We start from the raw sequence: 13,937 nt of genomic DNA, 5'->3' as shown, positions 1-13,937 counted from the left end.
ACAAACCCCGCCGTATCGGCGGTAAAGGCCGGTTCGCACTTGCGACCGCGATGCGGGACCGGAGCCAGGAACGGCGAGTCGGTTTCGACCAGCAGGCGATCTTCAGGAATGGTCTTCACGACCTTCTGCAAGTCCTTAGCATTCTTGAATGTCACGATGCCTGAAATGCTGATCGTCAGCCCGAGTTCGAGAACCTTGCGGCCGAAGTCGGCGCTGGCGGTGAAGCAGTGGATCAGCGCCGGGAAGGCGCCCTTCCCCATCTCCTCGGTGAGAATGCGCGCGGTGTCGTCTTCTGCATCCCGGGTGTGGATAATGATGGGTAGGCCGGTCTCGCGGGAAACGGCGATGTGCGTGCGGAAAAGCGCCTGTTGAACCTCGCGGTCGGACTTGTCGTAATAATAGTCCAGACCGGTCTCGCCGATGCCGATCACGCGCGGGTGGGCTGCGGCTTCGAGCAGAGCCCCCTCGCCCAGATCGGCATGCTGGTCCGCTTCGTGCGGGTGGATGCCGACCGAGGCCCAGACGTCGGGTTCGCGTGCGGCGGTGGCGACCACGCGGTCCCATTCCCGCTGCCGGGTCGAGATGTTGAGAAAGCCCTTGATCCCGGCATCGCGGGCGCGTGCGAGCACGGCCTGCTGATCCTCGACAAGACCTTCGTATTCGAGATGGCAGTGGGAATCGATCAGCATCAGGCGGCCGCTTCCTCGGGAAGTTCCAAGCGAGGGAACACGCCTTGCGGCTTGTCGACCTTGAAGCCCGAACCGGCGAGTGCGTCGAACCAGCCGGTATCGGCAAGCGCGGCGTAGTCACGCGCGTCGATCGCGTGTCCCATCTGGTCGAGCAAGGCGTCGATCGCGGTCGGCACGACAGGACGAACGGCGATGGCGAGATCGCGTACGACGCGGAAAAGCGTCATCAGTACGGCTTCCATGCGAGCGGGATCGCTCTTGCGCAGCGCCCATGGGGCCTGTTCATCTACGTACTGGTTGCAGGCGAAGACGCCGCGCATCCAGGCTTCAAGGCCGGTGCTGAAATCTAGCGCGTCGAACGCCGAGCGCAGTCCGGAGACGGCCTCAGCCACGGCTACGAACAGCGCGGTGTCGGCTTCGCTTTTTTCAAGTCCAGCTTTCAGTTCACCATCCATGTTCTTGAAAATCATGGACAGGCTGCGCTGGGCCAGATTGCCGAAGCTGTTGGCGAGTTCGGCGTTGGCACGCGTCACGATGGCTTCGTGCGACCACGAACCGTCCTGCCCGAAGGCGACTTCGCGCAGGAAGAAGTAGCGCAGGGTATCGACGCCGTACGTCTCGGCCAGACCGATCGGGTCGGTGACGTTGCCGAGTGACTTCGATTCCTTCTGGCCGCGATTGAGCAGGAAGCCGTGGCCGAAGACCTGCCTGGGCAATTCCAGGTCGGCGCTCATCAGGAAGGCAGGCCAGTAGACGGTGTGGAAGCGGACGATGTCCTTGCCGATGAGGTGGACATCGGCGGGCCAGAACTTCGCGAAATCGCCCTCTTCCTCGGGGAAGCCGAGGCCGGTGATGTAGTTGGTCAGGGCATCCACCCAGACATACATGACGTGGTTGTCGCTGCCCGGAACCTTGATGCCCCAGTCGAAGCTGGTGCGAGAGACCGACAAGTCGCGAAGCCCGCCTTCGACGAAGCGCTGGATTTCGTTGCGGCGGCTTTCCGGGCGGATGAACTCGCCTGCGGCATAGAGTTCCAGCAGCTTGTCCTGATATTTGGACAAGCGGAAGAACCACGATTCCTCGACGGTCCATTCCACCGGCGTACCTTGCGGAGACAGCTTGCCGCCATCCTCAACCGCCTGCAGTTCGCTTTCGTCGTAATACGCCTCGTCGCGTACCGAATACCAGCCTTCGTAGCGGTCGAGATAAAGGTCGCCATTCGCTTCCATGCGGCGCCACAGTTCCTGCGTCGCGGCGTGATGGCGCGGTTCGGTGGTCCGGATGAAGACATCGTAACCGATGTTCAGAGCGTCGCACATCTCCTTGAAGTACGACGACATTTCATCGGCCAGGGCAGCCGGCGTGGTGTCGAGGTCGCGCGCCTTCTGGGCCATCTTCAGGCCGTGTTCGTCCGTGCCGGTCTGGAACCGGACGTCGAAACCTTCCGCCTTCTTGAAACGGGCGATCACGTCGGCGGCAATCGCCTCGTAGGCGTGGCCGATGTGAGGCCGCCCGTTGGGGTAGCTGATGGCGGTAGTGATGTAATAGGGCTCGCCCATGCGGCGTCGCGCTTTCCTGACTGGAGTTTACAGATCGATCTTCAAGTGCGTTCTGAACTTCACTCAGGAGTCCTGCGAACGCGCTAACGTGCCGCTTCTCTAGGCATCGCGGCCGAGGCCAGCAACCCGCCAATTTCCATTATGAGGAGCCCGGCATCGAAATTGTAGGTCGGAGACTGCGTCGCCAGCGTCGTCAAGGCGGCATAGGCTTCGATAATTCCGAGCTGGCTTCGACGTGGGGCGTCGCGAAGCTGCTGGACGAGGACGGCGCGGGCAAGCTCAAGCGCTGCCAACTGACGGTCGCGTGCCGGTCTGCCGCCCATCTCGTCGGCCAGTGCACCGCGTAAGGCGAAGTCCGGGTCGCCGCGCTGCAGGATGCGCATCATCAGCGCGTGAATGCCGCCGAGATCGTGCTCGACGATATCGAGCGCCACGCCGGGCGACCCTTGCGCGGCAGCGATCGCGGCCGCGCGCGCGGCGGCATCGGCCTGGGGCGCATCGCGGCGGATGACAGAGTCCAGTTGTTCCGGCCCGAGTGCGGCGAAGCGCAGGACGCGGCAGCGCGAACGGATGGTGGGCAGCAGGCGGCCGGGCTGATGCGTGACGAGAAGGAAATACGTACCGGCGGGCGGCTCTTCCAACGCTTTGAGAAGCGCGTTGACGGCGCCCTTCTCCATGTCGTCGGCCGGGTCGATCACGATGGCGCGGCGATCGCCAAGCGTGGGCTTGGTCGCGAGGCGGCGGATCATGCCGCGCACCTGATCGACGGTGATGTTGCGCTTGGTCTGGTAAGGCTTGCCCTCGGCCTTCTTCTTCACCTCGTCGTCATTGGCGGGAAGGTGGTCGAGGATATGGATGTCGGGATGCGTTTCCACGTCAGGCATCGGGTGGCCCGGCTGGCGGACCAGCTCGGCGGCCGCTGCGCGCGCGAAAGCGCGCTTGCCCAGGCCCTTGCCGCCGCTCAGTAGCCAGGCATGGTGCATGCGCTCGGATGCGATGGCGGCCAGCCATTCCTGCCACGCGGCGTCCTGACCGATGAAGGGTTTGTCCATGGTCATGGCAGCAACGGCGCCAGCGCCGTCATGACGAGGCCATGCGTGGCCTGCGCATCGCCGTCGCCGTCGATCCGGGCGAAGCGGGCGGGCTCCGCCTCGGCGAAGACCGAGAACGCGCTGGCCACGCGGGCGTGATAGGCGGCGTCCCGCCCGCCGATGCGGTCGCTGCCATCGGTGTCGCGCAGGGCAAGCCTGTGCACGGCCACCGCAGGCGTGACTTCCACCAGCAGCGTCAGGTCGGGCAGTAGCCCCTCGCTGCCGATGGCGTGGAGGGAGGCGATGTCGGCGTCGGACAGACCACCGCCGCCGCCCTGATAAGCGCGGCTCGAATCGAGATAGCGGTCGCAGATCACCCATGCCCCGCGCGCAAGCGCCGGGCGGATCAGGCGGTGGACATGGTCGGATCGTGCGGCGGCGAACAAAAGCGCCTCGGCGCGCGGGTTCCAGCTTTCGCCGCCGTCCCCCTCGACGCCGTCGAGGAGCAGGGCACGGATCGCCTCTGCCCCCGGAGTGCCGCCCGGCTCGCGGGTGGTGACCACCTTCAGGCCAAGCCCACGCAGGGCTTCGGCCAGCAGGCGGGCCTGGGTGGACTTGCCCGCCCCTTCCCCGCCCTCGAGCGCGATGAATCGACCCTGCATCATGTGAACAGGTTGATAAGCCCGTTCAGCAGCCTGTCCAGCCATCCGGCAGTCCCCACGTCACGCCCCGCGTAGAGCGGCACGCGGCCCGGTGCGAGCCCGGCGACGCGGATCTCCAGTTCGCCGACCTGCTCGCCCTTGCGGATCGGCGCCTTGATCGGTCCGCTGTAGTGGACGGCAAGCGTGATGCCCGGCTGAGTGCCGCGCGGGATGGTGGCGTGAACCTCGCGGTTGGCGACGAGCGGCAGCGAGCGGGCGTCGCCGCCTTGAACCTTGGCCTGCGCGATCGTCTGGCCCTGGTCAAAGAGGTGGCGGGTGTCCCACGCGGCAAAGCCCCATTCGAGCAGCGCCTTTGCCGCATCGTCGCGCACCTTGGGCAGCGGCGATCCCGCCAGCACCATGACGAGGCGGCGCCCGCCGCGCTCGGCCGTGCCGAGGAAGTTGTAGCCAGCCTCGCGGGTATATCCAGTCTTGATGCCGTCCGCGCCGGGCACGACGCCCACCGTCGGGTCGTGGCTGCGCATGTGGACGTCGCGCCAGATCCAGTGCTTGTGGCCCGAGAACTCGCGGTAAAGGTCGGGATAGCGCGTGATCATGGCGTCGGCGAGGCGCACGAGATCGCTGGCGGTGACGTAGGTGTTGCCCTCGTCCATCCAGCCGTTGGGAGTGTTATAGTGACTGCGCGTCATGCCGAGTCGCCGCGCGGCGTCGTTCATCTTCGCCGCCCAGCCCTGCACGCTGCCCGCATAGCCCTCGCCCAGCACGACGGCGGCATCGTTCGCCGAAGCGGTCATGATGCCATGGAGCAGGTCGCGCGTGGTCGGCCTGTCCTTGGTCGTGATGTACATGTTGGTGCCCTTGGCGAACCATTCCTTCTCGGTCTCGGGTCGCTCCTGGAACTGGCGGTCCATGCGGAGACGGCCCGCGCCGATTTCTTCGAAGGCCACGTAAGCGGTCATCACCTTGGTCACCGAGGCGGGCAGGAAGGGCGTATCGGGATGTTTCTGCGCCAACACCTGGCCGGAGCCGAGATCGACCAGCAGACTTACCGGGATCGGCGCAACCTGCGGCGGCGGGGCCGGGATGGAGGCGGCCGAGGCACTCGCCGGTATGGTTACGGCCAGGGCCAGCTTCACGATATTGGAAAACGACTTCAAGACCCGACTTCTCCCGCGCGCCTGTCGGCGTCTGGCTGCGCGCGGGAGACGTTTCAGGTTCAGTCCGCGCCGAGGATTCGGGCATCCCTATAGCCCGCGCCTTTCGCCTTCTCCAGCGCCGGCGCGGCTTTTGCACGGTTCGCGTAAGGACCGAGCCGCACGCGCCAGAACTTGCCTGCCGGGGACACGCTGCCACCGAGTTGCGCGGCGACCTTGCGAGCCGAGGATTCGGAGGAAAACGCGGCTACCTGTACGTAAGTCGAGCCCTCATCGGCAGGTTTGAGCGCTTCCGGTTTGGGCTTCGCCGCCGGAGCAGCGGGCTTCGGAGCGGGGGCCTTGGGCGGCGAAGGGGGCACCGTTTGCGACGGGCGGGCGGCGGGCGGCACGGCCGGGGCGACGGATGCGGGCCTGGCCACCTTCGGTGCCGCTGCCGGCTTCGCGGCCGGAGCCTTGACCATCGCAGGCGGTTCTCCCGCAGGCATTGCCGGCGGCGTGGAAGGCGGCGGGACCAGCGGCGACTGATCCGCCAGTTTGCGGCGCAGGACCTTGAGCAGTCCTTCGGGCGTTTTCATGCGCTCCGGCGCCCGGCCGCCGGCCCGAAGGAGCGCGCGCTCCTGCTCCGGCGGATTGACGCGGCGTACCCGCACTTGCGCCCTGGCGCCAGGAGCGAGACCGAGTTGCGCCGAAGCATCGGCCGACAGTTCGATGAGTGCATCGTTTACCATCGGGCCGCGCCTCTCGATCCGTATGAGGATGGTGCGGCCGGTGTCGAGCGCGGTCACTTCTGCATAGCTGGGCAAAGGCAAAGTCTTGTGCGCGGCGGTCACGCCGGTGCCTTCGCCGGTGATGACACCGCCGACCGCGTCGTAGTTGAGCTGGTCGGTCGGCGTCCAGACGGTGCTGCCGACGGTGAAGGGTTCGCCGACGACGACCGGATAATCGGCGGCAGGCCCTGTAGCAGGAGCAGCGACCTGCGGAGTGCGGGAAGCGGCCAAGGCCCCTCCCGAACCGAGCAGGATCAGCGCCGCAAGCGGCAGGGCATGGTTAACGGGCAATCTCATCTGCAAGCAACCCCACGGACATGGCGTAGTAGTTCGAGCAGTTGTACTGGAGGATCACCCGATAATTACCGGTTAACAAATAAGCCGGAGTGCCCGGACCGTCGGGCTGGAACAGCGAGGCGAGGACATCGCCGCCGATCGCGCCCTGCGGCGCCACGCCAAGGGCGCGCCATTGCGAAACCGGCTTCCACTGCGAATGGCGCGCATGAACTGCGGCGCATGACGGCGACGACAACTTCGTCGCATAGGCGTTTACGTTGAACCCGGACGGCAGGCTGGCCCGCACGCCCCAGGGCTCACCGGTGCGCCAGCCCGCGTCGCGGAAATAGTTCGCGATCGAGGCCAGCGTGTCGGCCGAACTGGAGAAGATATCCGCCCGCCCGTCCCCGTCGCCATCGACGGCAAGGCGCAAGTAGACGCTCGGCAGGAACTGGGGATACCCGAAGGCCCCTGCCCAGCTGCCCTTGAGCTGCGACCGCGGCACGCCCCGGTCGACCATCTTCATCAGGGCGATAAGCTCGCTCTCGAACAGCTCGCGGCGGCGCCCTTCCCAGGCCAGCGTCGCCAGCGAGCGCGCGAGGTCGAAGTCGCCTGTGTAGCTGCCGAAATTGGTCTCATGCCCCCAGATCGCGAAGAGAATCGGCGCGGGCACGCCATATCGCCGCTCGATCTGCGGCAGGATCGAGGCAAGTGAAGTATAGCGCGACTTGCCGCGCGCCACGATCGAACTGCCCACGTGCTGCGCGATATAAGGCGCCAGTGGCGGCGGCGCCCCGCGACTGCCGGGCTGCGAGGTATCGAGCGCGATGACCCTCTCGTTGGGCGTGAGGCCGGTCAGCACGCTGGTGATGGCGGCTTCGCTCACACCTTGGGATCGGGCATGCGAGGCGACCGTGCGCAAGTAATCGGGAAAGGACTCCGGCTGCGCGCACGCCTGCGCGGCGGGAAGCGCAAGCACGACGGCGAAGACGGGAAGACGCAGCGATCGCATGAATGTTGCAAGGGTTATTACAGGGGTCATCGCGAGGAAACTTCGCACAAAGCGGCCCGGTTGCAAATGGCCTGCCGCCTCTCGTCGTGGACAGTCGCCGCAAGCCCGATGCTCTTCACCGAGCATCAACCCCTTGCGCCCGCGCCACTTTGGGCTATGCGCAGCAATTGAGCGGACAGGTGGCCGAGTGGTTTAAGGCAGCGGTCTTGAAAACCGCCGTGGGTGCAAGCTCACCGTGGGTTCGAATCCCACCCTGTCCGCCAAGTATTGTTCCGGCAAGGTCCGAAGAGGTCCGCCGGAGCTTTACTTTCCGAGGTTTTCAGCGGATTTAGCAGCCTCGTTGTTCCGGTGAGGTCCGAGGGGTGCCGCTCTGTCGTGGGGGTAGCTTCGGGGTACTCACCTGCAAAGGCGGGGGTATCGAGTGCTAACGGATCAGCAATGCCGAGCGGCCAAGGCAGAGGCCTCGCCGCTGAAGCTCTTCGACGGCAATGGCTTGTTCCTACATGTCACGAAGACCGGGCACAAAGGCTGGCGCTGGAAATACCGATTCGGTGGGAAGGAGCAGCTGCTGGTCTTCGGCCCCTACCCCGACCTCTCGCTGCGCCAAGCGCGCGACATGCGGGACGATGGCCGGAAGGAGCTTCGCGAAGGGCGGGATCCGGCAGAGGAGTTTCGTCGCAGGGCGAAGCGCCGAACCTTGGGGATCGATCCGGACAGCACGTTCGCCGCGATCGCGGAGCGTTGGCATGCACAGCAATCGGCGGTGTGGAAGGCTCGGCACTCGGACGACGTGAAAGTGCGCATGGAGGCAGACGTTTACCCTGCCCTCGGCCGTCTGCCGATCCGGGAGATCAGGCCAGCCGCCATCATGACGGTGCTGAAGGCAGTAGAAAAACGCGGTGCTATCGAGACTGCGCACCGGTTACGTCAGCGCATCTCAGCGGTCTTTCGCTTTGCGATCGCCAACGAGCTGGTGGAAGTGGATCCGGCTGCGTCGTTGGGCGACGGACTGAGGCCAAAGAAGAAGGGGCGCTTTCCCGCCTTGGTGAAAGTCGTTCAGGCTCGGGAGTTTCTCGAGGCCTACGAGGCCGATCCGGGGCATCCCTCAACGAAACTCGCATCAAGACTGTTGGCGCTGACGGTCGCTCGGCCGGGCGTCATCCAAGTGGCGCAACTGCACGAATTCGAGGGGCTGGACGGCAAAGAGCCGATCTGGCGAATACCGGCCGAGAAGATGAAGCTGGGCTTGGAGCAATCGGAGATCGAGGCCTTCGAGTTCATCGTCCCATTGGCGACGCAGGCTGTAGAGGTGGTCAAGGTTGCTGCCGCAGCTGCGAAGAACCGGAAGTACCTGTTTCCGTCGGCCCGTCATTCCGATCGGCCGATAACGAACAACACGTTGAACGCGGCCTATCGAAAGGTGCAAGTCCACTTCCGAAAGCACGTACCACATGGGTGGCGAACGAGCTTTTCGACTATCATGAACGAGCGCGCGCTCGAACTGGATCGGCCCGGAGACCGGACGGTGATCGACCTTATGCTCGCACACGTACAAGATGGCGTGGAGCCAACCTACAACCGCGCCACGTACATGCCCAGGCGGCGGCTCATAGCGCAGGAATGGGCGGACATGCTGCTGGAGGGCGTTGCCCCACCGGCCACGCTGCTGGACGTAGCCAGGCGCTGACGATCGGAGGCCGCGCATGACGGCCGCCGGTTCTTTTTCCGCCACGCCCTTTGGCCTACTGGCTGCAAAGGTCACCAAGGCCACGCTCGGCCGCAAGACGCGCGCGCTACTTGAACGCGGCGACAGCCCCCGGAGCGGAGAGAAAGTCTGGCGCAACTCGTACTACGAAGGGACGATCGAGCACCAGGTCTGGAAGCCAATCCACGATGGTACCCCGCGCGGTGGCGCGCGCTGGGTCGGGGCCTTGATGAAGGCTGCCCGGGCGTTCGAGTACAAGACCCGGTTGAAACGGCGCGAAACTGAACCCGGCGCGCGCAACGGTGAGCTGGGCGAGATCGGCCTCGAGGTGCTCGGTTTCCTCTACGAGACCGTGGACTATGCTACGGGCCGTCTCGACCCGGCGATTGCCACGATCGCGGAAGGTATCGGCCGATCCTACTCGGCAGTTCACGACGCGCTCGTCCGTCTCCGAAAAGCAAACTTCTTGCACTGGATGCGGCGTTCCCGGCCGATTGAAGACCCAACTCCTGGCGGACAGCAGGTCGAGCAGATCAGCAATGCGTATGCCCTGATGATCCCGCCAGCGATGATGGACTGGGTGAAATCGTTGTTCCGCAAAGCCCCTGCGCCAAACTGCGAACAGGATCGCCGGAAAGCCGAGCGTGAGGCTTACGAGGCGATGCTGGCCGGTTTGACGGCAGAGGAACGCCACGACGCCACGTGGGCCGGAGACCGCCTCCTCGGCGAGACCCTGAAGCGGCTTGCAGCCGCAGTAGATGCTCGTGATTTCCAGAAGGGCGAATCCTTGAGGACCGGAGAAACCGGGGTATCATTCTGATACTATGAGGACATAGGGCGCTAAGGCGCCCTATGGCGCTTTCCGCTTCGCGGTTTGTGCCGTCCCCAAGGCCTCAAGGTACTGATTTTGCACTCATCATAGCGCCGGCGGCACCGGCGCGCGGGAGCGGCTGCGCCGCTCCGGGGTGTCCAGGGGGCCGGGAGCAAGGGCTGTGCCATTCTGCACCCCCGCCCCGGCACCTTCTGTCGCTCTGTCAATCAGGCGCGAAATTGCTGATGAGGAGTTCGTTCACGCGCTTCCCGCTGCCGGTTGCGGCCGTCGCCATCGTCCAGGTCGTCTCGATGTCCCGAATGTGGAAGGCCGAGAAGATCTCGCGCACCGCAGGGGCATCATTAATCGACAACAGGAATTTGCCGCGCGCGCCGGCGAGCACTGCCGCGAGGCGCTCGAAGTCACCACGGCCGAATGTGCCGGCGCCGTAATCGTCCTCGCAGCCGAAGTATGGCGGATCGAGGTAGAACAGCATGCCCGGCCGGTCATACCTCGCGATGAAGCGGTCATAGTGCAGCTGCTCGATCGTCACGCCGGCGAGCCGCTCATGAATGTCGCCGAGGAGCGGCTCCAGTTTCGAGACATTGAACCGTGCGCCCTGGCGCGCGTCGACGCCGAAAGTCCGGCCGACGATCTTCCCGCCGAACGCCAGGCGCTGCAGGTAGAGGAAACGCGCAGCGCGTTGCAGATCCGTGAGGCGATCCGGGTCCTGCGCGCGAAGCCGCTCGAACTCGGCGCGGCTCGCGACACGCCATTTCAGCATGTCGATCAGGTAGGGATAGTGCTCTTGGAGCACGCGAAAGAACGTGACGACGTCGCCGGAGATATCGTTTATGACCTCCGCCTTCGGCCTGGACGATCGTCGCAGGAAGATCCCGCCCATGCCGACGAACGGCTCGGCGTAGCCGTCATGCTCAGTTCGATCGATAAGCGCGCAGATTCTGCGCGCCAGATTGCGCTTTCCGCCCTGATATCCCGCTGCAGGCGAAACAGGGCGAACGCTTTGTATTGACTCCATTTTTTTAAACCGCTCCATAGACCCTACCCGTACGACGGGTGCGGGGCGGCCAGTCGGCCAGCTGTAGTCGCGGCGATCGAGGCATCGTCGGTGCCCGGGGGCCAGCCCGGAAACCCCCGCTCCCCGGCGTGCGCCGGACGGGGGAAATTTGAAATGAGCATTTCGGAAGACATCTATACGCAGGCATCGGTGTGGCTGAGCGAGGTCGCCGACCATCAGACGATCGAGATCCTGATCGACCTGCCCGCATATGGCTGGGTTCAGATCTTCGACATTACGATGGGACCGCAGATGGTCATCGCCCACATCCGGCGCGATCCATATGGCAGCGTCGAAGATCTCGCCTTCGACGTGAACGTCATCAAGGGTGTCCGTCTTTCACCCGTCGAATTCTCAGCCCGCGAGAAGGACACCCCAACGGTGGAATAGGGCGTGGCGTCGATCGAGCAGCTGCGCGCGGTTGTAGGCAGCCTCAACCTTGTCCTTCGGTGAGTGGGCCAGCGCGCGATCGATGTCGGCGCGCGCGGCAGGATCACCGGCCATCGCCTCATTGAGGATCGTCGAGAAACTGGATCGCCAGCCATGCGGCACATGGCGGCCGGCAAAGCCGGCGCGATCGTAGAGGTCTCCGATAGCTCCCTCGCCGATCGGCCGACCCCGATCCCGCCCCGGGAACACAAGTGCATCCGCCGGCGGAAGGCCTTCATACCCGCTTTCGCGCGCAGCGTCGCGCAGTACCGCGACTGCGGCGGCCGAGAGTGGCACCAGGTGCGCGAAGCGATCGTCCGCCTTCTTCAGCTTCTTCAGCTTCATGCGCTCGGCCGGCACCCGCCAGAGCGGCGCATCGCCATCGATATCCTCGATCTCCCCCCAACGCATCCCGCGCACGGGATCGAGGCGGACTGCGGTCAGCGCCAGAAACTTTGATGCGAGCTTCGTTGGCGCCCGCACCGACGTGCGATCGCAGGCAGCGAGCAACTGGCGACATTGATCGAGATTTGTCAGCGCCGGCTGCGGGCGCGGCAAGCGCACCGAGATCATCGCTCGGCCGAGGTGCTGGGCCGGATCGATCTGCACGAGGCCCTCGGCGATGCCAAAGCCGAAGATGGCGGAAAGTCGCTGGCGCAAGCGCTTCGCAGTCTCGGCGCGACCGCGATTTTCGACGTCGCGCAGCACCTGGAGAAGCTCCCGTGGTTCGATCGAACCAGCCGCCCTCGCGCCGATCGCGGGGAGGACGTCGCGCTCGAGGCTCGCCAGGACGTCGTTCGCGTGCGCCGGCGACCACCCATTTTTGGAGTGGGCGAACCAGGCGCGCGCTAGCTGTTCGAAAGTTTCGAGGATGTCGCGAGACGTTGACGGATCTGCGCCGGCGCGCAGCTGCTCCTTCGCCTCGTCGCGACGGCCGCGAGCTTCCCCGAGGGAGACTTCCGGATACCGGCCGATGACGAGCAGCTTTTCCTTGCCCTGCCACCGATACTTGAGCCGCCAGGACTTGCATCCTGCAGGCGTGACGAAAAGGTAGAGCCCGCCGGCGTCGCTCATCTTGTAGGCGCGCGTCTGCGCGGCAGCGGCTTTCACCGCACCGTTGGTCAGCATCGAGAGTTCCTGTAGATCAAGGGAGCTGCCGCGAGCAGCTTATGCGCAGGATGCAATTATGTCGGACGAACCGGACCGAAAGCCGGCCCTCTACTTCAGCAACCCGTCTGAATCTGGCTGGGTAGATATGCGGTCCATCGAGCCGCCACTGGACATCGAGCCCGTGGAGCTCGAACTGTCATGGAAGCCGAACTGGGTTGGCGTCTGGGCGCTTCAGGCGGCCTTGGCCGACGATCACGGCGGATAACCCGTCCGCCTTGATGACGCGTAAAATGGCAGATTTCTGCGGCATAGGGCGGGGAGCGCAGGTGGGCGATACCCCACGGCGATACCCCCGCTTATGCTACTTCGCGAGGCCGCTTTCGATCAATTCGAGGACGAATTGGTGAGCGCCGGCCGCGTAGGCGTAGTCGGCATCGCAGGCGACGAGGTCGGCTTCAGCCGTCGCCACGAAGGAACCGGTGGGGCTGTCCGCAAGAACTCCGGCACCACGATCACCGGCGGCGCCGGCGGTAGCTGAGGCACCCGTACGGACGGACCACAGGCGGTGGCGAGCGATGTAATCGCGCAGGCCAGCGTTGTCCGCCAGCAGCGCTTGGTGAGAAGCTTGTGCATCGGTAGCGATCTCCTTCGACTTGCGCTCTGCAGCAGCGGTCGCCGCCTTGGCGCCAGCGACCTGACGCTGCCACTGCGCCTGGTCGGCCTTGCGGGCGGTCCGTTCGGCGGTCAGCGAGCTGCGCGCCGTCTGCAATGACTGGATCGCGCTCTGCTTTCCCGTCCACTGCCACCAGGCCAATGCCAGCGCGGCGCCGGCGGCGAATTGCCAGGGATGGTCCCGGACCAGGCTAAACGCGCGCCTGGCGCCCGACGTCGCCTTGGTAGCGAGCATTGCGATGAGCGCGATCCCCATCACTGCGCCGCCATGCAGTCGCTGTGCCGGCGCTGCTGCCGTGTCCAGACACCCCAGCACCTCGTGTTCGGTTTGCCGTTGATGGTGGTGCTGCAGTCGTATCCGGCCGCGAAGCGATATTTCAGGAGCGACTGGCAGGCCGGGACGTAGCGGCCGGCCTGCAGGTTGGTCCGCATCGAGGACTTGCGCCAGTTGCCGATGCCGTACTGCCCGACGAAGTCCAGGTAGACGTCATACTCGGCCTGGCTCAGCTTCACCTCCGGCATCGAGGCGGCAAAGTCGCGCTCGTCGCCGCGCATCAGATTGCGGGCCAGGTCGGCCGCTCGCTTGCGGGTGATGGTGTCGCCCATCTTGACCTTGCTGCCATCCTCGTACCGCGTCGAGCCGTGGCCGATCGTCGGAACGTCGCCCTTGGTCGGAACGACCGCCACCGCAGTGTAGCCCTCGTTGGCCTGCCAGACCGCGAAGCCGCTAGCGCTGAGTGTCAACAAGCCGACTGCGACCCGCTGCGCCACTTTCTTCTTCAGATCACCCACGATCCTGCTCCCTGAAGAACTTCCGGATCAGAATGGCAATTTGCAGAAGAGTGTAGGCCAAGGTGGCGACGAGCACCCAGTCCTGTAGACTGAGCCCAGCGATAGCAGCTGTGCTTACAGCGATCGGGGGCGCGGCCTTGCCTAAGGCGCCGGCGTACTCGCCGGCGCCTTGCGAATGATCAAACATTTC

General features: G+C 65.1%; 16 protein-coding genes and 1 tRNA gene. 5 read left to right on the top strand and 12 right to left on the bottom strand.

The window, feature by feature from the left end; all coding sequences use genetic code 11:
• The 7 genes from LH128_RS05870 to LH128_RS05840 form a co-directional block, all read right to left on the bottom strand.
• Positions 1-689: TatD family hydrolase (locus LH128_RS05870; RefSeq protein ID WP_008828668.1), on the bottom strand; the 689-nt coding region annotated here is incomplete at its 3' end.
• Entirely contained in the window at positions 689-2,248 is a 1,560-nt protein-coding gene (gene metG / locus LH128_RS05865) for a methionine--tRNA ligase (protein ID WP_008828667.1), read from the bottom strand. The genes LH128_RS05870 and metG, both read right to left, overlap by 1 nt.
• Positions 2,249-2,331: 83 nt before the next feature.
• Positions 2,332-3,306, bottom strand: a complete 975-nt coding sequence (locus LH128_RS05860; protein WP_008828666.1) for a DNA polymerase III subunit delta' — start codon at positions 3,304-3,306, stop codon at positions 2,332-2,334.
• Positions 3,303-3,944: a dTMP kinase gene (tmk, locus tag LH128_RS05855; protein WP_008828665.1), complete on the bottom strand. Its 642-nt coding sequence runs from the start codon at positions 3,942-3,944 to the stop codon at positions 3,303-3,305. Before tmk ends, LH128_RS05860 begins: the two co-directional genes overlap by 4 nt.
• Positions 3,941-5,098 (bottom strand): D-alanyl-D-alanine carboxypeptidase family protein, encoded by a 1,158-nt coding sequence (locus LH128_RS05850; protein ID WP_008828664.1) that lies wholly within the window; start codon positions 5,096-5,098, stop codon positions 3,941-3,943. Before LH128_RS05850 ends, tmk begins: the two co-directional genes overlap by 4 nt.
• A gap of 59 nt (positions 5,099-5,157) precedes the next feature.
• Positions 5,158-6,159 (bottom strand): SPOR domain-containing protein, encoded by a 1,002-nt coding sequence (locus tag LH128_RS05845; protein ID WP_037517997.1) that lies wholly within the window; start codon positions 6,157-6,159, stop codon positions 5,158-5,160.
• Positions 6,143-7,150, bottom strand: coding sequence for a lytic murein transglycosylase (locus tag LH128_RS05840; RefSeq protein ID WP_008828662.1), 1,008 nt, complete (start codon positions 7,148-7,150; stop codon positions 6,143-6,145). The genes LH128_RS05845 and LH128_RS05840 overlap by 17 nt, the downstream gene beginning before the upstream one ends.
• Positions 7,151-7,323: 173 nt before the next feature.
• Here LH128_RS05840 and LH128_RS05835 point away from each other — a divergent pair.
• The 3 genes from LH128_RS05835 (at position 7,324) to LH128_RS31285 (ending at position 9,675) form a co-directional block, all read left to right on the top strand.
• Positions 7,324-7,413: transfer RNA gene (locus LH128_RS05835), tRNA-Ser, on the top strand.
• Positions 7,414-7,571: 158 nt separating this feature from the next.
• Positions 7,572-8,837 carry a tyrosine-type recombinase/integrase gene (locus tag LH128_RS05830; RefSeq protein ID WP_008828661.1) on the top strand — a complete coding sequence of 422 codons (1,266 nt, stop codon included), beginning with the start codon at positions 7,572-7,574 and terminating at the stop codon, positions 8,835-8,837.
• Between the two features lie 16 nt (positions 8,838-8,853).
• Positions 8,854-9,675 (top strand): hypothetical protein, encoded by an 822-nt coding sequence (locus LH128_RS31285; protein ID WP_008828660.1) that lies wholly within the window; start codon positions 8,854-8,856, stop codon positions 9,673-9,675.
• A 214-nt stretch (positions 9,676-9,889) separates the two neighbouring features.
• Here LH128_RS31285 and LH128_RS05820 read toward each other — a convergent pair whose 3' ends face one another.
• Entirely contained in the window at positions 9,890-10,705 is an 816-nt protein-coding gene (locus tag LH128_RS05820) for a DNA adenine methylase (protein ID WP_008828659.1), read from the bottom strand.
• A gap of 153 nt (positions 10,706-10,858) precedes the next feature.
• Between LH128_RS05820 and LH128_RS05815 the strand changes: the two genes are divergently transcribed.
• Positions 10,859-11,134, top strand: coding sequence for a hypothetical protein (locus LH128_RS05815; protein WP_008828658.1), 276 nt, complete (start codon positions 10,859-10,861; stop codon positions 11,132-11,134).
• Here LH128_RS05815 and LH128_RS05810 read toward each other — a convergent pair.
• Entirely contained in the window at positions 11,099-12,301 is a 1,203-nt protein-coding gene (locus LH128_RS05810; protein ID WP_008828657.1) for a tyrosine-type recombinase/integrase, read from the bottom strand. The two genes, LH128_RS05815 and LH128_RS05810, sit on opposite strands and share 36 nt — an antisense overlap.
• A gap of 58 nt (positions 12,302-12,359) precedes the next feature.
• On the opposite strand from LH128_RS05810, the gene LH128_RS05805 reads away from it, so the two are divergent.
• Positions 12,360-12,548, top strand: a complete 189-nt coding sequence (locus LH128_RS05805; protein ID WP_008828656.1) for a hypothetical protein — start codon at positions 12,360-12,362, stop codon at positions 12,546-12,548.
• Between the two features lie 96 nt (positions 12,549-12,644).
• Here LH128_RS05805 and LH128_RS05800 read toward each other — a convergent pair whose 3' ends face one another.
• Genes LH128_RS05800 through LH128_RS05790 form a run of 3 tightly spaced genes read right to left on the bottom strand, consistent with a single transcriptional unit; the run spans position 12,645 to position 13,934 of the window.
• Entirely contained in the window at positions 12,645-13,211 is a 567-nt protein-coding gene (locus LH128_RS05800; RefSeq protein ID WP_008828655.1) for a hypothetical protein, read from the bottom strand.
• Positions 13,211-13,747 carry a glycoside hydrolase family protein gene (locus tag LH128_RS05795; protein ID WP_008828654.1) on the bottom strand — a complete coding sequence of 179 codons (537 nt, stop codon included), beginning with the start codon at positions 13,745-13,747 and terminating at the stop codon, positions 13,211-13,213. Before LH128_RS05795 ends, LH128_RS05800 begins: the two co-directional genes overlap by 1 nt.
• Complete coding sequence (locus tag LH128_RS05790) at positions 13,740-13,934, bottom strand: hypothetical protein (RefSeq protein WP_008828653.1); 195 nt, start codon at positions 13,932-13,934, stop codon at positions 13,740-13,742. The genes LH128_RS05795 and LH128_RS05790 overlap by 8 nt, the downstream gene beginning before the upstream one ends.
• Positions 13,935-13,937: the final 3 nt, after the last annotated feature.

The sequence above is a fragment of the Sphingomonas sp. LH128 genome (assembly GCF_000293195.2).
Taxonomy (GTDB): Bacteria; Pseudomonadota; Alphaproteobacteria; order Sphingomonadales; family Sphingomonadaceae; genus Novosphingobium; species Novosphingobium resinovorum_A.
Note: the sequence above shows the minus strand (reverse complement) of the source record. Positions and strands in the feature narration are given on the sequence as shown.